Here is a 21,112-nt window from a genome sequence, read left to right as displayed (position 1 = left end):
TCTCCACAACACATCTTGCATACACTAGAAGGCTATTCAACCATCATGTATGTACCAACGGCCAGCTGTCCGACAAAGAAGCCGACCAACAAAGGGATCACCATGGAGCAGGATCTGTTCGCCACTTTCCAAACCCGCGCTCTGGCGGCGCCCGATGCGCCATTCCTGATCCTGCCCGATCTTTCCGTGATCACCTATGGTGCCGCGCTGGCGCGTTGTGGACAGATGGCCGGCCTGTTTCGCGCCGCAGGCGTGCAAGTGGGCGACCGGCTGGCCGTGCAGGTGGAAAAGAGCGCCGACGCGCTGCTCACCTATCTCGCCGCGCAATGCATCGGCGCGGTCTATCTGCCGCTCAACACCGCCTATACCCCGGCCGAAGTGCGGTTTTTCCTGAGCGACGCAGCCCCCGCGCTGTTCATCCACCGCCCGCAGGACGAAGCGGCAATGGCCGCGCTGTGCGACGAACTCGGCGTGCCGACGCGGCTCACGCTGGGCGCTGCGGGCGAAGGCACGCTGGTTCCGGGCCTCTCTGCCCACGGCGCGAACCCCGCGCCGCACGCCGTAGGCCCGCAAGACCTCGCTGCCATTCTCTATACCTCGGGCACCACCGGCCGGTCCAAGGGCGCCATGCTCACCCGCGCCAACCTTGCCTCCAACGCCTTCACCCTCAAGGATTACTGGCGCTTTTCCGCAGATGACGTGCTGCTCCACGCGCTGCCGATCTTCCACACCCACGGGCTGTTCGTGGCGACCAACATCACCATCGCGGCGGGCAGCGCGATCATCCTGTGCCCCAAATTCGACGTGGCCGAACTGATCCGCATGATGCCGCGCGCCAGCGTGCTGATGGGGGTGCCCACCTTCTACACCCGCCTGTTGGCCGACCCTGCCTTTACCCGCGATCTGGTGGCGCACATGCGGCTGTTCGTCTCCGGCTCGGCCCCGCTTTCGGCCGAAACGCACAAGGAATTTTCCGCCCGCACCGGCCATGCCATCCTCGAACGCTATGGCATGACCGAAACCAACATGAATACGTCCAACCCTTATGAGGGGCCACGCATTCCCGGCAGCGTGGGCCTGCCGCTGCCCGGCGTGGAACTGCGCATCACCGATCCAGATACTGGCGCGGTCCTGCCGCAGGGCGCCGTCGGCGGAATCGAGGTGCGCGGCCCCAACGTGTTCAAGGGCTATTGGCAGATGCCGGAAAAGACTGCCGAGGAATTGCGCGCCGATGGCTTTTTCATCACCGGCGACATGGGCGTGGTCGACGCCGCGGGCTATGTCTCCATCGTCGGCCGGGCCAAGGACCTGATCATCTGCGGCGGGTTCAATGTCTATCCGGCCGAAGTGGAAGCGCTGATCGATGCCATTCCCGGCATTGCGGAAAGCGCGGTAATCGGCGTGCCCCACCCGGACATGGGCGAAGGCGTGGTGGCCGTGGTCCAGGCGCGCGATGCCGCGCTTGACGAAGCCGCCGTGCTGGCCGCGCTGCAAGGGGAACTGGCCCGCTTCAAGCAGCCGCGCCGGGTGATCTTCGTGCCCGAACTGCCGCGCAACACCATGGGCAAGATCCAGAAGAAAGCCTTGCGTGAAGCCCACGCCGATCTCTTTGCGGCAAAGGTGAACTGATATGGTCGGCGCCACACTCGCCCGCCGCGAAGCGCTGGGCTTGATCGCCGCCGCGCCCTTGCTAGCCCACGCACCGGGCGTTTTTGCCATGGCCATGGGCGATGGCCTCACCATCGCCACCACCGGTGGCGCGGTGCGCGGCAAGCTGGCCGATGGCGTGCGCGTGTTCACCGGCATTCCCTATGGCCGCGCGGCCCGCTTTGCCCCAGCGCGCCCGGCGCCGCGCTGGCCCGGCCTATGGGATGCCACCGCGCCCGCCCCGGTCTGCCCCCAGCGCGCGGGCATGATGCCGTTCGCCGGCACGATGAGCGAAGATTGCCTGGCGCTCAACATCTGGGCGCCCACCGCGCCCGGCCGCCATCCGGTGCTGGTCTATATCCACGGCGGCGGCAACGAAACGGGGTGGAGCGGCGAAGCGCTCACCGCCGGCGACCGCTTTGCCGCCGATGGCGTGGTGGCGGTGACGGTCAACTATCGCGTGGGCGCGCTGGGTTTCCTGGAAACCGGCGGGTTGCTCGGCGCGGCATACGCGGGCAGTGCCAACAACGGCATGCGCGATCTGGTGCTGGCGCTGCGTTGGGTTCGCGCCAATATTGCCGCCTTCGGTGGCGATCCGGCCCGCATCACCATTGCCGGCGAATCCGCCGGGGGCAAGAACGTGGGCACGCTGCTGGGCATGCCCATGGCCGACACGCTCTATTCCCGCGCCGCGATTTTCAGCGGCGGCGGCCAGACGGTGCACACCCGCGCCGAGGCCGAGGCCTTTGCCCGTGTCCTGGCCGAAAAGCTGGGCGGGGCAGACAAGCTGCTCACCGCGCCGACCGCGCAATTGCTTGCTGCGCAGGAAGCCGCCAAGGCCGCCTGGCCGCGCAATTTCCCGTTCCGGCCGATGGTCGATGGCCAGGTGCTGCCCATGGTTCCGCTCGCCCGGCTGCGCGCCGGCCAAGCGCCGCGCGTGCCGCTGCTGATCGGCAGCAATGCCGATGAAAGCCGCCTGTTCATCGCGCCTCAGGACGCCGCCGGCCCGATCAAGCCGCAAGCCTTGTCCAATGCCACGATAGAGCAGATGACCACGCTCGATGCGGCCTATGCCCAGGCCTTTCCCGAGCTTTCGGTGCCCGAACGCCACTGGCGCCTGCTCACGGCAGAGGAATACGGCATGCCCTGCCTGCGCCTGGCGGCCGCCCAGGCCAGCCATGGCACACCGGTGTGGCGCTATCGCCTGACGTATCCTGCACCCGGCGGCCCGTTCAAGGGCCACAGCCCCCACGTGCTCGACGTGCCGTTCACCTTCGACCATGTGAACAGCAAGGGCATGGCCCAGTTCCTCGGGCTTTCCGCGACCGATCAGCCACTGGTCAACGCCATGCACGGTGCCATGCTGCGCTTTGTGCAGGGACAGGCGCCGGCCGGCCCGGGTCTTCCCGCCTGGCACACTTATGATGCCAAGGCGCACGCCACCATGGTGCTGGACCATGCGCCGGCGATCGCCAGCGATCCCGATGGTGTGGAACGGCAGATCTGGGGCGAATAGGACGAAACCCGGCAACGCCTGCACGGCCGTTGCCGGGTTTCGCCTGGTCGGGAGCTTAGAGCATTTTCAAGGCAGGTGGAATCACCTGCCGACTCGGAAAATGCGGCAAATCAAAATGGTAGAGCGCCGGCTTTGACGCAGTCAAAGTCGATCGCGCTCTAGAAATTCATGCCCAGGTTGAGGCCGAACGAGCGCACCGAATCCAGCCCGAACTGCTGGGTATAGGACAGCTTCGGCGTGGACTGGCCCCGCGAATTGCGCGCGTTCGAATCCCCCGAATCCACGCCGATCGACGTCGGATTGATCTCGTTCGTGCAGTTCTTGCAGAACACCGAGATTTCCAGCCGGTTGGACAGCTTGGCACCGATGCTCGCGCCGAACACGTCGATCGCGCCCACCGTGGCGCCGGGCGCCTGGTTCACGGTGTAGTTGATCGACGAGCGATGGTACCAGTTGCCCTGGATGAACGGCTTCACCGTTCCTTCCAGCGGCACTTCGTAGCGCGCCAGCATGGTGGAGGTGAAGCGCGGCGCTGCCGGCAGCGTCAGCCCCGCCGCATCGAACGTCGCCTGGGTGGCCGAACAACCATACGTGGTTTGCGTGGGATAGCACTGCGCACCGGCAAAGCTGTCGAACTTGGACGACAGCAGCGAGGCCGAGCTGGTCAGCGTGAAGCCGGTGAACGGCGCCACGATCACCATCGCCTCGATCCCCTTCGACGTGACGCTGGCTGCGTTCTGCACCTGGAACGTCGCCAGGGCAGCGTTGAACGACTGCACCTGGAAGTTGTCGAACTTGGTGTGGAAGGCCGAGAGGTTGATCGTCAGCTTGCGGTTGAGGAAACTCGATTTCACGCCGATTTCGGCCGTGCGCGAGGTTTCGGGCCGCACCACCACGTCGGCCGTCGCCGTGGGGAAGCTGTCGTTGAACCCGGGCCCCTTGTAGCCCCGGCCATAGAAGCCGTAGAACATGATCGTGGGCGTTGCCTGGAACTGCGCGCCGGCCTTCCAGCTGAAATCGGTGTTGGCATAGCTGGACGAGAACGTACCGCGCGGCCCGCCCAATGCCTGGTAGTAGTTCAACTGGTTCTGGGCCAGCACCAGGTCGATCTTGTCGTGGGTGACACGGCCGCCGGCAATCAGTTGCAAGCCATCGACCACCTTGTAGGTGAGCTGGCCGAAACCGGCATAGCTTTGCGTGTTCTGCACATAGTTGCGATCGCTGCCCACTTGCGCCACGTTGCTGCGCGCGCAAGTCGGCGGGTTGGCGCCCGGAACGGCCACGGCGCCGACGCAGAAGGGATAGCCCTGCGCCGCCGTATCCGACAGATAGCTGTTGCCGGCAAGCTGGCGCGCCAGATCGAGCTTGGACTTGAACCAATAGAGCCCGACTTGCCCGCTCAGCCGGTTCTCGGCCGGAAGCGCCACGCGCAACTCGTTGGAATATTGGTCATAGCGCGATTGGGACGCATTGGTGTTGAGCCCATTGCCGGGCAGGTAATCGCCATCCACTGCCTGGTTCTGGGTATAGAACCGCCAGGCAAACAGGTTGCTGATCTCGATGCCCGAAGCCAGGCGATAGGACAGCTGGCCCTGCGCGCCGCCGGTCTTGATGTCGCGAAACTGGTTCGCTTCGCCCCCGAACAGGAAATTGCGCGATCCCGGCGTGATCCCCGCGGCGTTCAGCGACGGCAGGTTGGTGCTGGTCGCGTCGACCTGGCGATAGGTGTTGTCGAAAATCCCCGCGATACCGTGGTTTTCGTTGTAGTCACCGATCGCATAGAACGTGAGCTGGTCGGTCAGCTCTGCCAGGTACTTGCCCTTGAAGGAAAAGCTGGTGACGTTCAGATCGTGGCGCGTGCCCGGCGCATAGGTGCCAACGTGGGTGGTGGCGGGTTCCTGGTAGGAATAGAGGCCGCTCAGCCGCAGCGCCGAATTCGCCGTCACCGGGATGTTCAGCGTCTCGCGTGCAATGACGCCAAAGGCGCTGCCCGATTCCGACGGCTTGTCGCGGCTGACCAGTTCAAGGTTGGTGGCGCTGGAATAGTCGCCCAGCTTGGGCCGCGCGGTGACGATGTTGAGCAAGCCGGCCGACGCGTTCTTGCCAAACAACAGGCCCTGCGGCCCGTTCAGCACTTCGACGCGCGCCAGGTCGTTGAGCAGCGGGCTGTTGAGGACCGGACGCCCCAGGTTCACGTCATCGATGGCGATGGCCACGCTGCTGTCGATCGTGCCGGCAAAGGCCAGCGTGCCGATGCCGCGCACCGCAAAGGAATTGTCCACGCCCACTTGCAGCGACGGCGCCGCGCGAGAGATTTGCGTGAGATCGTTGAGGTTCTGCGCGCTGAGCGCATCCTTGGACAGCGCCGTAACGCTCACCGGCACGCGCTGCAGGCTTTCGCTGCGGCGCTGGGCGGTCACGATGATTTCGCCACTTTGCGCAGCGGCTTCCCCCGCGACGGCGTCTTGGGCAGTGGTGGACTGCGCCATGGCCACGGGTGCACAGAGCACCGACGCAGACGACAGAGCCGCGGTATAGAGTTTGCGCACAGGATCCTCCCTCTTATCGTGGCCGGCTATTTGGCCTGACCAAATCGGCAATGCCTCCTTTCCAATTAGAAGTAAAATAGATAGGATTTATCCAAACCCATCCACAGAAGGGATGGTTTCTGGGCGAAACCCATGAATCCGCGGCGCAGTTGAGACCCCTGCGCGGCAGCCGGAACGGCGCGTACCTGCTTGGAAACAGTATTTTACGTCCGCGAAACCGAATGCGCCTCTTACCCGGAGCAGCGGCACGTGCCGGACCGCGCATGCCCGCCGGGCAAAGCCCGTTGCGATCCGGTCAGGCAGATTGATCGACCAATCTAGCCCGGGAGTCGCGCTTGTCCGTGCCGCGGCTTTGCCGATCCGCCAAAAGGGCATGCAGCGGGCTGCTGGCGTTGACCACGCGGTGCCGTGCATAGGCATTGTGATTGGCTTCGACGCTGGCGAGGTCATAGAGGTAATTGACCATCAGCCCGTGGGACTGCGCCATGCCGCGCGGGCCGGGATCGGCCAGCCAGCACAGCCGCTCCACCCGCGCACCATTGCCCACATGGAAACGCGCGACGGGATCGCGCAGGCGGCCCTTGGCATCGCGTTCGGCCAGCAGATAGCGCGCGGCCAGGCGCAACAGCGCTTGCCGGCGCGGATCGTCCTCGCGCCACGATGGATCGGGCAAGCCCTGCGCCAGCGCGTCGACGGCCGCAGCGTCGCCCCGCTCGCCTGCGCTGTTGAGCCAGCGCGCAAAGCCGGGGATGGGCGAGAGCGTGACATAGGTGGCAAGGTTCGGGAATTCGGCACCCAGGTCTTCGACCACCTGCTTGATCAGGAACTGGCCAAAGCTGATGCCGGCCAGCCCCGCCTGGCAGTTGGAGATCGAATAGAACACCGCAACGCGCGCCGCCTGGGGATCGAGCACCGCGCGGTCCTGGGCCAGGAGCGCGGGGATCGAATCCGGCACATCCGCGCACAGCGCCACTTCCACGAAGATCAAAGGCTCATCGCCCAGCGCGGGATGGAAAAAGCCATAGCACCGGCGATCGGGCGGCAGCAGGCGGGCGCGCAGATCGTCCCACGTGGCGATGGAATGCACCGCTTCATAGCGGATGATCCGCTCCAGCAGATCGGCGGGGCTGCTCCAGTCGATCCGGCGCAACACCAGAAAGCCCCGGTTGAACCACGACCGCAAGAGATGCACCATGTCATCCTCCAGCGCCGCCAACGCCGGATCGTGGGGCAGCAGCCGCAAGAGATCGGCCCGCATCGCCACCAGGCTTGCCGTGCCCGCACTCGCCTGGTTCAACCGCCGCAAGACTTCCTGGCGCGGCGCCTCCGCCGCGTGGGTTACGGCCGACAGGCGGGCCGGGGTGGGATCGGCATCATAAGCCGCCAGCGCCGCGCGGATCGCGCCGGGATCGGGGGCAAACCGCGTGCCGAGCGCGCGCAGGAAATCATGCCGCCCCGCCTCGTCGAGTTCGGCATAGGCGTCGAGGATTTCGGCTGCCAGATGCACGCCCGAAGACTGGCTGCGCTCTTCCAGCAAGGCGGCCGCGCGATCGATCAGGGGCGCATCGGCCAGCGCGGGCGCCGGCGCAACGGCTTGGCGGCCGGAACGCCGCCAGCGCTGGAACAGGCTTTCCAGAATGTCGCGGGCAAGGCCCGATCGCTCGAACGGCATGGCGCACGCATCTCCCAAGGGCCAGAATCAGGCCGATGGATATACGATACATCATAATTGCCTGATCTGGCATACACGAAACGTGAAAATCACGCCTATTGCATGTAATCAGGCCGCCTCGATCACCATTGCGATACCTTGCCCGCCGCCGATGCACATCGTGACCAGTGCCAGACGGCCGCCGGTGCGGCGCAATTCGTGCGCCGCCTTGACCACCAGGATCGCGCCGGTCGCGCCAACCGGGTGTCCCAGGGCAATGCCGCTGCCATTGGGATTGACGCGCTCCGGATCGAAACCCAGCGTGCGCGCCACGGCCAGCGCCTGCGCGGCAAAGGCCTCGTTCGCCTCGATCACGTCGATATCGGCCAGAGTCAGCCCGGCCCGCGCCAGCGCGATCGGCACGGCCTTGACCGGACCAATGCCCATGAAGGCTGGGTCCACCCCGGCATGGCCCCAACTGACGATGCGCGCCAGCGGCGCCAGGCCCCGCGCCTCCACCACCTCGCGCCGGGCCAGGACCATCGCCGCAGCGCCATCGTTGATGCCGCTGGCGTTCGCGGCCGTAACCGTGCCGCCCTTGCGGAAAACCGGCTTCATCGCGGCCAGCCCTTCGGCCGTGGTTCCGGCACGCGGGTGCTCGTCGGTGTCGAACAGCGTGGTGCCCTTGCGCGTAACCAACTCGATCGGCACTATCTGCTCGGCAAAGCGCCCCTCGGCAATGGCGCGCAGCGCGCGGGCGTGGCCTTGCACGGTCAGGGCATCCTGGTCTTCGCGCGAGATGCCATAACGCTCGGCTACGTTTTCGGCGGTGATCCCCATATGGCAACCGTCGAGCGGGTCGGACAGCGTCTCCACCAATGCGTCGACCAGCGTCCCATCACCCATCTTGCGGCCCCAGCGCTGGCCATGATCGTGATAGGGCGTGCTCGACATGCTTTCCGCGCCGCCCGCCAGGGTGATATCGGCTTCACCCAACTTCATCATCTGCGCCGAAGAGATGATCGCCTGCAGGCCCGAGCCGCACAGCCGATTGACGGTGAGCGCCGGCACGCCCACCGGAATACCGGCCTTGAGCGCGGCCGCGCGGGCGAGATAGGCGTCCTTCCCGCTCGACGGAATGACCTGGCCCATCACCACATGGCCCACATCTTCCGGGGCCAGGCCGGCACGGCGCACCGCTTCGGCCAGGACCCGCGCCCCCAGGTTTGCCGCAGCAATGCCTTTGAGGGCACCGCCGAAATCGCCGATGGCGGTGCGCACCGCGCCCAGGATCATGATGTCGTCAGGCTGCTCGGTCATGGTCTTCAACGTCCTTGGATGTCAGGCCAGCGCAGCGCGCTTGGCGGCGGTGGCGGCCAGCACGGGCGCCGGATCGAAATAATAGGGCGTGATCGCGCAGCATTTGCCCTCGCGAAACCGGAACACTTCACACAGTTGCGCCGGGGCCAGCGCCGGATCGGCAAAGCGCAACGACAGGATCGTCACGGCATGGTCGGCACCAGCGGTGGTTTCCACCCGGTCCATCGCCACCACGTCCATCAGGCCCATGACTTTCTCGAACAGTTCGCGCAGCGCGTGGCGCCCGTGATAGGCACCCGCCATGGGCAGGCCAGGCGCTTCCACCACCACGAAATCATCGGTCAGCCGCGCGGCGGCCGCGTCCCACTGGCCGGTGCCCGTCAGGCCATAGAGTTCATCGACGAAGGCGATCATCTGGGCAGGCGTCATGGCGCGCGTTCCTCTCCCGGTTTGGTGTTGCGCCATCATCGCCCCACCCCGGCCATGCGCCACCTAGCGAAAAAGCTAGAGCGCCTTGGGGCGGCAAGGCCCTATCAAGAACCATAGCCAGAACGAACAACGACGGAAGACGGATGCCCGAAACCCTGCCAGAACTGCCGGCCACGGTGCGCCACATCGTGCTGCGCCGCCGCCCCGCCGGCGTGCCCACGTCCGATTGCTTCGACCTTGTCGAAACGGCAATGCCGGTGCCGGGCGATGGGCAGATGCTGGTGCGCATGCGGGTCGGCTCGGTCGATCCGGCAATCCGCGGCTTCCTTGATGATCGCCCGTCCTACCTGCCGCCCGTGGCGCTGGGCGCGCCGATCACCGGCATGGCGCTGGGCGAAGTGGTGGCCTCGCGCCATGGCGATTGGCCGGTGGGCACGCTGCTGCGCGTGCTGGGCACATGGTCCGATCACTTTGTCATCGGGCCCGATGCGCTGGGGCTGGAGCGCGTCTCGCCACAGCCGGGCGTGCCGCTGCGCGCCTATATGGGCGCGCTCGGGCCGGTGGGGCTGACAGCCTGGGTCGGCCTGGTGGCCGTGGGGCTGGCCCAGGCCGGGCAGACCGTGCTCGTCAGCGCGGCCGCCGGGGCCACGGGCAGCACCGTGGTGCAACTGGCCCGCGCGCTGGGCTGCCGCGTGGTCGGCCTGGCCGGTGGCCCGGAAAAGGCCGCGCTGGTGCGTCATATCGGCGCAGAGGCGGCGATCGACCATCGCTGCACGCCAGAGGCACTCGGCCAGGCGCTCGACGCCGCCGCGCCGCAGGGGTTCGACGTCTATTTCGACAACGTAGGCGGCCCGCTGCTCGATCTGGTCCTGCCGCGCATGCGCGAAGGCGGGCGCATCGCGCTGTGCGGCATGATCGCGCAATACAACGATGCCGATCATCCCCACGGTGTCACGCAGTTGTGGCAACTGGTTGTCAAGCGGCTGACGATGCGCGGCTTTCTCACTTACGACCATGCCGACCGGCTGGCGCAGGCGCAGGCCACGCTTGATGAACTGCATCGCAGCGGACAGCTTGTGCCGCTGGAAAACGTGCACCATGGTTTCGAAAGCCTGCCGGGCGCTTTCATCGCGCTGATGCAGGGGCAGACCATCGGCAAAACGCTCGTGGAAGTATAAGCGGAACAGGTATGACGGAGCAGGATCGCGTGGAAGACCAGGTGTGGCATCAAGTCGCCACGGAAGACGCCATTGCCGAAGGCCAGGCCACCGTGCACGCCGTCAACGGCTGGCAAGTGCTGCTCACCCGCTTCGAGGATGACATCGTCGCCGTCAACGACCGCTGCACCCACGCCGCCGCGCGCCTTTCCACGGGGCGCATCCGGCGCGGCGCATTGATGTGCCCGCTGCACGGCGCCCGCTTCGACCTGGCCGATGGCCGCTGCATCGGCGGCGCCTACCCCACCCTGCGCCGCTTCCCCGTGCGCGTGGCCAATGGCGTGGTGGAAGTTGCGGTGCCTGCCACGCCGCCGGGCATGGACGAAACGCCGGTGGAATTGCCGGGCTGAGGCAAGTTTGGGTTCAGGCCGGGCCGGCTTGTGGAGGCCTTTTGCGCGAGCGTTGCGGGAATGCCCTTCGACAGGCTCAGGGCGAACGGAGCTTGAGTAAAATCCTCCTGAATTCCGTTCGGGCTGAGCTTATCAAAGCCCGCTTGCGCAACGGCGCTGCAAACGGGGCCAGGAAGCCAGACACCTCAGCCCTTGAACACCCCGTGTCGCACACCAAAGGCATGGAACAGGTCAGGCCAGGCGTGAGCCGGCACCGGCTGGGGCAAGCGTGCGCCAAAGCCGTGGCCGCCCTGGTCGAAGCCGTGGAATTCGCAAGGGCGCGCCTTGGCCAGCAGGGCCTGATACATTGCCAGGCTGTTCTGGATCGGCACCAGGCCATCGTCGGATGCAGCGGTCAGGAACGTGGGCGGCGTGCCCTCGCTCACCAGCCGCTCCACCGAGGCGGCCTGCGTGGCCGCCGCGCTGGCGCCATCGCCGAGCAGATTGTCGCGCGATCCGGCGTGGACGAAGGCCTCGCTCAGCGTGATCACCGGATAGATCAGCCCGGCCAGATCGGGCCGTGCCGATTGCGTATCGGCCGCATCCACCGGGGCATAGGTCTTTTCGGCAAAGCGCGTGATTGCGCTACCCGCCAGATGCCCGCCAGCGGAAAAGCCCAGCACGGCCAGGCGCGCCGGATCGACGCCGAATTCGCCGGCGCGATGGCGCACCAGGCGCACCGCGCGCTGCATGTCCTGCAAGGGCACCAGCCCGCGATTGGCCCAGCCTTCGCCGGGCAGGCGATAGTAAAGGATGAAGCAGGTCACGCCGCGCTGGGTCAGCCAGCGGGCCTGCTCCTCGCCCTCGTTGTCGATGGAAAGAAAGCCATAGCCGCCACCCGGCACCAGGATCACCGCAGAGCCATCCTGGAACGCGGGGCGCCGCACTTCCAGCGTGGGCGCGGCCACGCCATAGAGCCAGCGATCATCGAAATCGGCGCTCTGGCTGCGCTGCTCGATCCGCCGCTGGGGCAGCACGCGCGGCGCGCCGGGGATGGCGCCGGGCCAAAGCGGCAGCGATGGCCCGCTGTAATGGATCGCGGTGGGGCCGGCGCTGGCCTTCTGCGCAGCGGCGGCGGCCGCCACGCCCAGCGCGGCCATGCCGCCCAGCAAGGCGCGGCGCGAAGGCTGCAGATCGCTCATCGCATCACACCAGGCGATTGGTGGCGATGAGCTGGCGATACCAGTCCGCGCTCATCTTGGGCGTGCGCTTCTGCGTGGCGAAATCGACATGGTGGATGCCGAACAGCTTGGTATAGCCATCCTCCCACTCGAAATTGTCCATCAGGCTCCACAGGAAATAGCCCTTGACCGGCAGCCCCTCGCGCGCCGCGCGTTGCAGGTGCGTCAGGTAATTGCGCAAGTACATCACGCGGTCGGCGTCATAGACCTTGCCGTCCGCCGCCACCGGATCATCGGCCGAGCAGCCGTTTTCCGAAACATAGACCGCCTTGGGCTGCCACAACTCGTGGATCGTGCGCAGGCCCCAATACATGACTTCGGGCGTGACATAGAGCCAGGGCGAAGCCATGCGCGGCGATTGCGGCAGGTGGGGCAGGATTTCATAGCCGCCGGGCTTGGTCGCATCGGCGCGCACGGTGTTGCCGGTATAGATATTGACCGACACGAAATCGAGCGGGCTGCCGATCGCGGCCATGTCACCGGCCTGCACCTTGGGCGCATCCTTGCCCTGGGCCGCCAGGTAGCTGTCGATATAGCGGCCTTCCATGATCGCGGTGAGGAACATGGCGTTTTCCTCGCGCACCGCCCGCTTGACCGCGTCGATATGCTCGGCCGTTTCGATCGCGGGCACAAAGATCGTGGCGTTGTCGGCCAGGCCCACTTGCGTCCCCGGCTTGGCATGGGCGCGGATCGCTTGCACGCCCAGGCCATGTGCCAATACGCCGTGGTGGCGCACCTGGTTCACTTCGCCCATCGGCAGCTTGAGGCCGGGCGCCTTGCCCCCGGTCATATAGCTCAGATCGGTAAAGCAGCGCAGTTCATTGACCGTCATGAAATGCTTCACCCGGTCGCTCAGCTTGCCGGCCATGAACCCGGCATAGTCGGCAAAGGCCAGCGCCGTATCGCGGTTCTGCCAGCCGCCGGGCAGCGCGGCGGGCAAGTCCCAGTGGAACAGGGTGACATGCGGGGTGATCCCGGCCGCCAGCAGCCCGTCGACCAGGCGGTTGTAGTAATCCAGCCCCTTGGCATTGGGCTTGCCCTTCCCGTCGGGGAAAATGCGCGACCAGGCCACGGAGAAGCGATAGGCCTTCACGCCCAGCGCCTTGAGCAGGGCAATATCCTCGGGATAACGGTGATAGCTGTCGCACGCCACGTCGCCGGTGGCGCCTTGCGCCACTTTGCCCGGCGTATGGGCAAACACGTCCCAGTTGGTCGCCCCGCGTCCGTCTTCCTTGACGCCGCCTTCGATCTGATAGGCCGCCGTGGCGCAGCCCCACACGAAATCGGCCGGAAATGCACCGGCGCCCCCACCAACGCCCGTCCCGCCTGCAGGCGCCGCTTGCGCCAGCACCGGCGGCACGCCGCCAACAGTTGCGCCAAGGGCGGCAACGCCCAGCCCACGGCCCAGATCGCGACGGCTGATTCTGCTCATGCTATCCTCTTCCTCAAGGTAAGCCGGGGCGCGGCGTCGGCGCCGTTCCAAATCCCCGTGTCATCGGCAATGGTTACGCTATCATTGCCGTGCATGACAATGCCCGAGTTTTACGCAAAGGTATGCTCTGGGCTGGGTCGGTCTTAGGGAACAAGCCCTCCCCCAACCCCTCACGCACGCGGAACGGGAGTGGTTTCCTTGAAATCCGTTCGGGCTGAGCTTGTCGAAGCCCCCCGCCAGGCACCGCCTGTGCAATGCGCTAGGCGCCCGCCTGCCCGCAGCGGGCTATGCTGGCCGGCAAAGCCATAACGGGAGAGACCTGCATGCCCTTTACCGGCCCCGCCGAAGATCGCCTGGCGCTGCGCGAGTTGCTCGAAACCTATGCCGATGCGGTCACGCGCTGCGATGCGCAGGCCTGGGGCGAAACCTGGGCGCAAGACGCGCAGTGGTCGCTTCCCGATTATCCCGAGATCGGCACCACCCATGGCCGCGATGCCATCGTGGCGATGTGGACCCAGGCGATGCAGCACTATCCCGGCATCATGTTCGAAGCCTGGCCCGGCAGCATCGTGGTGGAGGGGGACCGGGCCACGATGCGATCCTACACCGCCGAAGTCTATGACTGGCCCGATGGCGTGCACCGCGATCGCGGGCAATATGACGACGAATGCGTCAGGATCGACGGCCGCTGGTATTTCCGCGCGCGCACGTTCCGCAACATCCACCGGCAGATCGCACCCAAGGGCCTCTGATGCCGATCATCCGGCACCATGCGGCACTGCGCGCACTGGTTGCGGTGCGCGGCCATCCGTTCGATCGCACCGGCTTCGATGCCATGTTCCAGGCGATGGACGGCGTTTCGGCCACCATGGTGGACCAGCCCGCGGCTGCGCTGCTGATGAACCCGCAAGGGATGCGCGATTTCGACGTGCTGGTGCTCTATGACATGCCCGGCCTGGATTTCGAGGCAGCGGAACCGCCTGCCTTCGTCGACCCCACGCCGGAACTGCAGGCCGGCTTTCGCGCGCTGCTGCAACAGGGCAAGGGCGTGGTGGCGCTGCATCATGCGCTGGCGGCCTGGCCGACCTGGGCCGAATATCACGAATGGCTGGGCGGCCAGTTCCTCTATCGCCCGGCCCTGGTGCGCGGCGCGCCTGTGCCCGACAGCGGCTATCGCCACGACGTGGCCTATACCGCCACCACGCAACCCCACCCGGTTACGCAGGGCGTGCCGCCGCAATTCGCGTTGCAGGACGAACTCTATCTGGCGCAAGTCTTTGCCGACGATGTGGTGCCGCTCCTGACCAGCGATGCACCGTTCACGCGCGACGACTTCTGGTCGGCAGACCTGGCCGTGCGTGGGCAGATGTTTGCCAACCATGGCTGGGACCATCCGCCCGTTCCGCCGCTGATCGGCTGGGCGAAACAGGCGCTGGCCAGCCGGCTCGTCTATCTCCAGCCGGGTGACGGCCCCGGCGCCTGGGAGAACGACGCCTATCGCACGCTGGTACACAATGCGATGCGCTGGGTGGCAGGGCATTGAAACCCCGCCACCCAGGCCCAAACACTCAGCGCGCGGTCATCCCGCCATCGACCACGAATTCGGCGCCGGTGATGTAGCGCGCTTCGTCAGACGCCAGGAACAGGTTCATGTTGGCGATGTCTTCGGGCGCGCCCATGTATCCCATCGGCACCATGGCCATCACCGCATCGTAATTGGCGGCATTGTCTTCCAGCGCCACGCCCTGGATGTTCGTGGCGATCATGCCGGGGTGCACGGTGTTGCAGCGGATGCCATCGACCGCGCCTTCCAGCGCCACGACCTTGGAAAACAGGCGCACCCCGCCCTTGCTGGCGGCATAGGCCGCGCAGCCCGGCACGCCGATCAGCCCGGCGACGGACGAGATGTTGATGATCGATCCACCCCGCGCGCGGCCATCGGCGCCCGGGCGGCGCATCATCACGAAAGCGCGCTGCGTGCCCTGGAACACGCTGTTGAGATTGACGTCGTTCTGCTTGAGCCAGTCGGCCGTGGTCACTTTGTCAAATTCGCCCAGCACGGCGATGCCGGCGTTGTTGACCACCACGTCGAGCACGCCTTCGGCGTCATCGATCGCGGCGATCACCCGGTCCCAATCGGCTTCCGACGTCACATCGTGGGCCAGCGCGGTGGCCACGCCGCCCGCATCGCGGATCGACTGCGCCACCTTTTCCGCGCCGGGCAGGTCGCGATCGGTGAGATAGATCCGTGCCCCTTCCTGGGCAAAGCGGATCGCGGTGGCACTGCCCAGGCCAGGCACCGATGCCCCACCGGTAATGAGGGCGACTTTGCCTTCCAAGCGCTTCATACTGCTTCCTTTCTCATGCAGACCGCCCCCGGTCCTTAGAACTTGATGCCGATGGTGCCGCCATAAGTCCGCGGCTCCAGCGCCATGCCGAACGACCACAGCCCGGCCACGGTGAACGCGTGCGTGGTGGTGCGGATGTCGGCCAGATTGCGCCCGAACACGCGGAAATAGGCATCGGCCTTGTTGAGCTTGAAATTCACCGTCAGGCTGGCATCGACCAGGTCCTGCGTCACCGTGCGCACGCGCGGATCGTTGCCGCTCACGATCTGGCCGGTGGTGCCCAGCGCCGTGGTGCCAGCCGCGCTCGACGCGATCGAGATCTGCTCGTCATAGGGGCTGATGTGCCGCCACGAGAGCGAGGTCACCACGCTGCCGAAATCGGTGGGCAAGGTGTAATCCCCGCTCAGCGAGCCCGAGAACGTGGGCGCATAGATCAGGCGGTTGGCGGTATAGTCGAACGGCGTGATCGTGGTGCCGACCAGGCCACCCACCACGAAGCGGCGGAAGTGCGACTGCATCAGCGCCGCCGAAGCCGTGATCTTGAAAGCAGAGCTGACGCGCAGCGACCCGTCGAACTCGATACCCTTGATCAGCGCGCCGCCCGGCACATTGCTAGTGATCGTCTGGTTGCCGGTGGAGCAGGTGCACGGAATCGTCGTGTTCTGCTGCATGTTCTTGTAATCGGAGATATAGCCGGCCAGGTTGATCGCCAGGCGGTGATCGAACAAGTCGAGCTTGGCGCCCACTTCATAGGAATCGAGCGTTTCGGGCTGGAACGGCTTGGTGGCATAGTTGGCATCGCCCGCGCGCGGGCTGAACCCGCCCGAACGATAGCCGCGCGACCAGCTGGCATAGAGCATGGTGTCGGCATTCGGGCGGAAGTCGATCCCGGCCTTGGGCGTGAATTTCGAGAAGTTGGCCGCGCCGGGCGGGAACGGCGCGCCCAGGAAGCCATTGGCGAGATACTTGTAATCGTGCGACCAGCGCCCGCCGAACGAGATGCGCACCTTGTCGACCACCGCCCAGTTGAAATCGGCAAAGGCGGCATAGCTTTCCGACTTGGCGTTTTCGATCTGCGGCGCGGCATCGAACGTGCAGGGCGGGGTGTTGGGCGAGAAGCCGAACACGCGCGAGCACTGCTTGAAATCGTACTTGCTGTTGAAATAGAACCCGCCGACCACATAGTCGAAGCCCTGGAACAGATTGCCGGCGGCGCGCAGTTCCTGGCTCCATTGCGTGTAGTTCTGAATGCGTTCCACATAATAGAGATCGGTGGACGATCCGTCGAAATCCTGGGTCTGCCGCTCGGCACTATGGCGCCAGCCGGTGATCGAGGTGAGCTTCACGCCGCCCAGCGTATAGTTCATTTCCAGCGTGGCATCGGGCGCGTGATAGGTGCTCGTCGCGCTCTGGCCAAAGGTGGTGTAGAGGTCGGTGGTGGTGTTGCGGTTGCATTCCTGCGCCGGTTCGAACGCGCAGAACACTTCGCCGGTCTTGGCCAGGTTGCTCACCGCCGGGGCGAAAGACTGGATCACGTTTTCCAGGGTGAATTGCGCCGTGAAATCAGACCCGGCCGGCTTGAACAGCACGGTGCCGCCAAAGCTGTCACCCTTCGATCCGCCATCGGGGCGGTTGAACGTGGCATTGTGATAGAACCCGTCGGTCTGATTGTGGAAATACCACAGCTTCAGGCCCATGGTCTCGCCATTGCCGAAGTTGGCAATCGCCTTGCCCGACCAGGTATTCCACCGGCCATAGGTAAATTCGGCCTTCACGCCGGCGGTCATCGTCGGCTTGCTGCGCGTGATGTTGACCACCCCGCCGATCGTGTTGGCGCCGAACAGCGTGCCTTGCGGGCCGCGCAGCACTTCGATCTGGGCGATGTCGAACGCGTCCTGCAACTGGCCGGTGTTGGTGCCGATGGTCACGCCATCCACCACCACGCCCACGGTGGGCGTCTGGCTCTTTTCGATATCGGCATAAGTCAGGCCGCGGATCGAAAGGTTGGCCGCCTGGGCGCCCGAATTCTGCTGGGTGATGAGCAGGCCCGGCGCCGCGCCCTGCAAATCGCCGATGTTCACCGCAGCCTTGTTTTCCAGCATCGCGGCATTCACCGCGGTGATCGCCACCGGCGTGGTCTGCAGCGATTCCGCGCGGCGGCGGGCGGTGACGATGATCGCGTTGGTATCCTGCGACACCTCCGTGCCGGCCTGCGGCGGTTCAGGCTGCGGCGCGGTCTGTGGATTTGGTGCCTCTTCGGCCAAGGCCAGCCCCGGCATCAGCGGCAAGCTGATTCCGGCCAGAAGCACGCACGCAACACGGTTGCCAAAGCAGCCTTTCATCCTCTCACTCCCCCTAGGATCTTTTTTGGCGAAGGGTTCTTGCCCTTTGATGGTGTGAACCTAGTCGGGTGTGGCCACGCCAACCTACTGCAACAAATCATAGGTGCGTGGTGGCACGATTGGGCCAAGCATTCCGGCCTGTTCGCCCGGCCGGCGCGCAATGCTGGCCAGGGCCCCGCAAGGACTTGGGAGAGACGGATGAACGCTTTGGAAAACCGCCGCTTTATCTTGGCACGCCGCCCCCATGGCACCCCCACGCGCGACGATTTCCGCCTGGAAAAAACGCCCGTCCCCAGCGCTCCGGAAGGGGGTATGGTGGTGCGCAATCGCTTCGTCTCGCTCGATCCGGCGCAGCGCGGATGGATGGACGATGCGCCCAGCTACATGCCGCCCATCCCCCTGGGCGATGCCGTGCGCGCCACGACCGTTGGCGTGGTGCACGAGTCGCGCAATCCCGATTTCGCTGCAGGCGACTGGGTTCTGGGTCTCAATGCCATCGAAGACTATTCGGTCGTCACCCCGGGCGGCTTTACCAGCAAGATCGACGTGTCGATTGTCGATAGTCCGTCGCGCTATCTTTCCGCCGTGGGTGCCGTGGGACTGACGGCCTATTTCGGCCTTACCGACGCCGCCGCGCCGCGCAGCGGAGAAACCCTGCTGGTCACCGGCGCGGCCGGTGCGGTGGGTTCGATGGTCGGGCAGATCGGCAAGATCCTGGGCCTGCGCGTGATCGGCATTGCCGGCGGCGCGGAAAAATGCCGCCGCCTGGTGGAAGACTACGGGTTCGACGTGGCGATCGACTACAAAAGCGCGTCCGGCGCCAAGAGCGTGGACGCATTGTCGGCCGAAATCGCCGCAGCGGCCCCCCAGGGCGTGGATATCCTGTTCGAGAATGTCGGCGGCGACGTCATGGACGCGGTTCTGCTGAACCTGGCGCTACACGCGCGGGTGGTGCTGTGCGGGCTGATCAGCGAATACAACGCGCCTGAAAAGATCGGCATCCGCAACTTGTGGCAGGTGATCGTCAAGCAGGCGACGATCAAGGGCTTCCTCATCGCGGGCTATGTGCCGCGCTTTGCCGAAGGTGGCGCCGTGGTGGCGCAATGGATCGGCGAAGGCCGCCTGCGCGTGGACGAGGATATCCAGCACGGCCTGGACAACGCCTATGACGCGTTCATGCGCCTGTTTTCCGGCGCCAACACCGGCAAGCTGGTGCTGGCGGTGGATTAAAGTCAGCTGCTTGGGCCCTTCGCAGGGCCCAAGCAACACCCCGCCGCCAGCGCCCTCAGAATTGCACGCGCTTGGTATATCCGCCGTCGATCACCACGTTGGTCCCGGTGGTGAACGAAGACGCCGGGCTGGCCAGGAACACCACGCTGCGCGCCACTTCCTCGGGCCCACCCCAGCGGCCCAGCGCGAACTGCGCCTGCGTGCTGGCATAAAGCTCGGGCATGAGCCCCTCGATCGCTTCCCAATTGCCGCCGGGAAAGCGGATCGGCCCGGGCGACACGCAGTTGACGCGGATGCCCTTGGGGCCCAGCGACTGGCTCAATTGCCCGGCGTGCACCAGCAGCGCGCCTTTGAGCGCATTGTATCCCTGGGGCACGATGAAGGTTTCCACGCCCGCCGTGCTGGCTGTCACGACCACGCTGCCCTCGCCCGATGCGGCCAGCGCGTCTTCCAGCACTTCCACCCCGATCACTAGGCCCATGATGTCGTAATCCAGGCTTTTCTGCCAATCGCCGGTGGCGCCGGCACCACTGGTGGAAATCATCGGCACGAAGATGTCGCAGCCCCCCAGCGCGTCGCGCGCGTCAGCCAGCCAGGCGCGATAGGCATCGTGCCCGCTTTCCATGTCGAACGGGGTGCCCACCACTTTGCCGCCATGTCGGGCAAGTGCTGCGGCGGTTTCGGCCACCTGGTCGGCATTGCGCGAGCAGAAGGCGACATCGGCGCCTTCGGCGGCGAACAGTTCCACCGTGGCGCGGCCGATCCCACGGCTGCCGCCGGTGAGGATCACCTTTTTCCCCTTGAGTCCCAGATCCATGTTCTCGTTCCTTCCACGCGCGAACCGCGCCATGATACTTGGCTGCAGACTGGCCCATCGCGCGGCGCGCGCTCCACTGCCCTTTTGGAGAGGAATGGCGCGCGACGGCCTGTGATAGCAAGCGGCAACAAACGCCAGGCGGGAGAGCACGATGGGCAGGTTGAACGGCAAGCGCGCCGTGGTTCTGGGCGCGAGCAGCGCAGGCAACATGGGCCAGCATATCGCCCGCCGGTTTCTCGACGAAGGGGCCAGCGTGCTCGTGGCCGGGCGCAAGGAAAGCGTGCTGGCGCAATTCGCCACGGACCACGCCTGCCACTGGGCCGCGTGCGACATCACCAGCGAGGAAAGCCTTGCCGCCATGGCCGACGCCGCCGTGGCCGCGATGGGCGGGATCGACATTGCCGTGAATGCCACGGGCTGGGGCCTGCTCAAGCCGTTCCTGGATACGACGCGCGCGGAATTGGACGCGATCACCGCCCTGCAATACGTGGGCCCGTTTCAGTTCTGCCAGGCGATGATCCGCAAGATGGCGCGCAGCCGCGGCGGCGCGGGCGGCAGCCTGATCCAGATCAGCAGCGCCACAGCGACGATCATGCTCAACGACCACGCCGCCTACATGGGCACCAAGGCCGGAACCGATCACGTGGTGCGCTGCGTGGCGCATGAATTCGGCGAGGAAGGCATTCGCGCCAATTCGATCTCGCCGGGCCTGACCGAAACGCCGATGACCGCTGACGCCAAGGGCGTGCCCGGCCTGTTCGACAGTTTCCTCGCCGGTTATCCCCTGGGCCGCATCGGCACCAGCGACGACATCGCCGCCGCCGCCGTGTTCCTGGCCAGCGACGAATGCTTCATGACCGGGGAAAACCTGCAGGTGAACGGCGGCCTCACGCTGCGCCGCAACCCCACGCGCGAAGAAATGGCCGCCGCGATGGCCGGGGCAGTTTAAGGTTTCGCACCACCCCCAACCCTCTCCTCTAGAGAGGCGAGGGCTTTTGCTTGATACTCCCCCTCCTCTTTAGAGGAGGGGGTCGGGGGGTGGTG

At 65.9% G+C, this 21,112-nt stretch carries 17 protein-coding genes; 8 read left to right on the top strand and 9 right to left on the bottom strand.

Translation table 11 applies throughout. From position 1 onward, the window contains the following. The first annotated feature begins 102 nt into the window (after nucleotides 1-102). Nucleotides 103-1,629 carry a malonyl-CoA synthase gene (locus FHT19_RS11930; protein ID WP_169475288.1) on the top strand — a complete coding sequence of 509 codons (1,527 nt, stop codon included), beginning with the start codon at nucleotides 103-105 and terminating at the stop codon, nucleotides 1,627-1,629. A 1-nt stretch (nucleotide 1,630) separates the two neighbouring features. Continuing rightward, nucleotides 1,631-3,163, top strand: coding sequence for a carboxylesterase family protein (locus FHT19_RS11925; protein ID WP_169475287.1), 1,533 nt, complete (start codon nucleotides 1,631-1,633; stop codon nucleotides 3,161-3,163). A 158-nt stretch (nucleotides 3,164-3,321) separates the two neighbouring features. On the opposite strand, the gene FHT19_RS11920 is transcribed toward FHT19_RS11925, so the two are convergent. From FHT19_RS11920 to FHT19_RS11905, 4 genes are all read right to left on the bottom strand, one after another. Next, on the bottom strand, nucleotides 3,322-5,712 hold the full coding sequence (locus tag FHT19_RS11920; protein WP_169475286.1) for a TonB-dependent receptor: 2,391 nt from the start codon (nucleotides 5,710-5,712) through the stop codon (nucleotides 3,322-3,324). 295 nt (nucleotides 5,713-6,007) lie between these two features. Then, nucleotides 6,008-7,384, bottom strand: coding sequence for a malonyl-CoA decarboxylase (locus tag FHT19_RS11915; protein WP_169475285.1), 1,377 nt, complete (start codon nucleotides 7,382-7,384; stop codon nucleotides 6,008-6,010). 108 nt (nucleotides 7,385-7,492) lie between these two features. Then, nucleotides 7,493-8,683 (bottom strand): beta-ketothiolase BktB, encoded by a 1,191-nt coding sequence (gene bktB / locus FHT19_RS11910; RefSeq protein ID WP_169475284.1) that lies wholly within the window; start codon nucleotides 8,681-8,683, stop codon nucleotides 7,493-7,495. Nucleotides 8,684-8,704: 21 nt separating this feature from the next. Next, nucleotides 8,705-9,112 carry a nuclear transport factor 2 family protein gene (locus FHT19_RS11905; protein ID WP_168557391.1) on the bottom strand — a complete coding sequence of 136 codons (408 nt, stop codon included), beginning with the start codon at nucleotides 9,110-9,112 and terminating at the stop codon, nucleotides 8,705-8,707. Nucleotides 9,113-9,255: 143 nt separating this feature from the next. Here FHT19_RS11905 and FHT19_RS11900 point away from each other — a divergent pair, with 143 nt between their 5' ends. Beyond that, nucleotides 9,256-10,290, top strand: coding sequence for an NADP-dependent oxidoreductase (locus FHT19_RS11900; protein WP_169475283.1), 1,035 nt, complete (start codon nucleotides 9,256-9,258; stop codon nucleotides 10,288-10,290). An 11-nt stretch (nucleotides 10,291-10,301) separates the two neighbouring features. After that, nucleotides 10,302-10,679, top strand: a complete 378-nt coding sequence (locus FHT19_RS11895; RefSeq protein WP_168557393.1) for a Rieske (2Fe-2S) protein — start codon at nucleotides 10,302-10,304, stop codon at nucleotides 10,677-10,679. Nucleotides 10,680-10,864: 185 nt separating this feature from the next. Here the strand turns inward: FHT19_RS11895 and FHT19_RS11890 are convergent, their stop codons facing one another. Further along, nucleotides 10,865-11,860 (bottom strand): alpha/beta hydrolase, encoded by a 996-nt coding sequence (locus FHT19_RS11890; RefSeq protein WP_169475282.1) that lies wholly within the window; start codon nucleotides 11,858-11,860, stop codon nucleotides 10,865-10,867. A 4-nt stretch (nucleotides 11,861-11,864) separates the two neighbouring features. Then, nucleotides 11,865-13,331: a GH1 family beta-glucosidase gene (locus FHT19_RS11885; protein WP_169475281.1), complete on the bottom strand. Its 1,467-nt coding sequence runs from the start codon at nucleotides 13,329-13,331 to the stop codon at nucleotides 11,865-11,867. A 323-nt stretch (nucleotides 13,332-13,654) separates the two neighbouring features. Between FHT19_RS11885 and FHT19_RS11880 the strand changes: the two genes are divergently transcribed. Both FHT19_RS11880 and FHT19_RS11875 read left to right on the top strand, forming a co-directional pair. Further along, nucleotides 13,655-14,083, top strand: a complete 429-nt coding sequence (locus tag FHT19_RS11880; protein WP_168557396.1) for a nuclear transport factor 2 family protein — start codon at nucleotides 13,655-13,657, stop codon at nucleotides 14,081-14,083. Next, complete coding sequence (locus tag FHT19_RS11875) at nucleotides 14,083-14,874, top strand: ThuA domain-containing protein (RefSeq protein ID WP_169475280.1); 792 nt, start codon at nucleotides 14,083-14,085, stop codon at nucleotides 14,872-14,874. Before FHT19_RS11880 ends, FHT19_RS11875 begins: the two co-directional genes overlap by 1 nt. A gap of 25 nt (nucleotides 14,875-14,899) precedes the next feature. Here FHT19_RS11875 and FHT19_RS11870 read toward each other — a convergent pair whose 3' ends face one another. Together FHT19_RS11870 and FHT19_RS11865 are read right to left on the bottom strand one after the other, a co-directional pair. Beyond that, the gene (locus FHT19_RS11870; RefSeq protein ID WP_169475279.1) at nucleotides 14,900-15,679 is read right to left on the bottom strand and encodes an SDR family oxidoreductase; all 780 of its coding nucleotides are present in this window, start codon (nucleotides 15,677-15,679) and stop codon (nucleotides 14,900-14,902) included. A gap of 35 nt (nucleotides 15,680-15,714) precedes the next feature. After that, nucleotides 15,715-18,021, bottom strand: a complete 2,307-nt coding sequence (locus FHT19_RS11865; RefSeq protein WP_248290425.1) for a TonB-dependent receptor — start codon at nucleotides 18,019-18,021, stop codon at nucleotides 15,715-15,717. Between the two features lie 198 nt (nucleotides 18,022-18,219). Here FHT19_RS11865 and FHT19_RS11860 point away from each other — a divergent pair, with 198 nt between their 5' ends. Next, nucleotides 18,220-19,251, top strand: a complete 1,032-nt coding sequence (locus tag FHT19_RS11860) for an NADP-dependent oxidoreductase (RefSeq protein WP_169475278.1) — start codon at nucleotides 18,220-18,222, stop codon at nucleotides 19,249-19,251. Between the two features lie 55 nt (nucleotides 19,252-19,306). On the opposite strand, the gene FHT19_RS11855 is transcribed toward FHT19_RS11860, so the two are convergent. After that, nucleotides 19,307-20,068, bottom strand: coding sequence for an SDR family oxidoreductase (locus FHT19_RS11855; protein WP_169475277.1), 762 nt, complete (start codon nucleotides 20,066-20,068; stop codon nucleotides 19,307-19,309). Between the two features lie 151 nt (nucleotides 20,069-20,219). Here FHT19_RS11855 and FHT19_RS11850 point away from each other — a divergent pair, with 151 nt between their 5' ends. Next, nucleotides 20,220-21,017, top strand: a complete 798-nt coding sequence (locus tag FHT19_RS11850) for an SDR family oxidoreductase (RefSeq protein WP_168557401.1) — start codon at nucleotides 20,220-20,222, stop codon at nucleotides 21,015-21,017. Nucleotides 21,018-21,112: the final 95 nt, after the last annotated feature.

It is taken from the genome of Novosphingobium sp. SG919, from assembly GCF_012932495.1.
Classification (GTDB): Bacteria; Pseudomonadota; Alphaproteobacteria; order Sphingomonadales; family Sphingomonadaceae; genus Novosphingobium; species Novosphingobium rhizosphaerae.
This window is presented reverse-complemented; position numbering and strand designations above follow the sequence as displayed.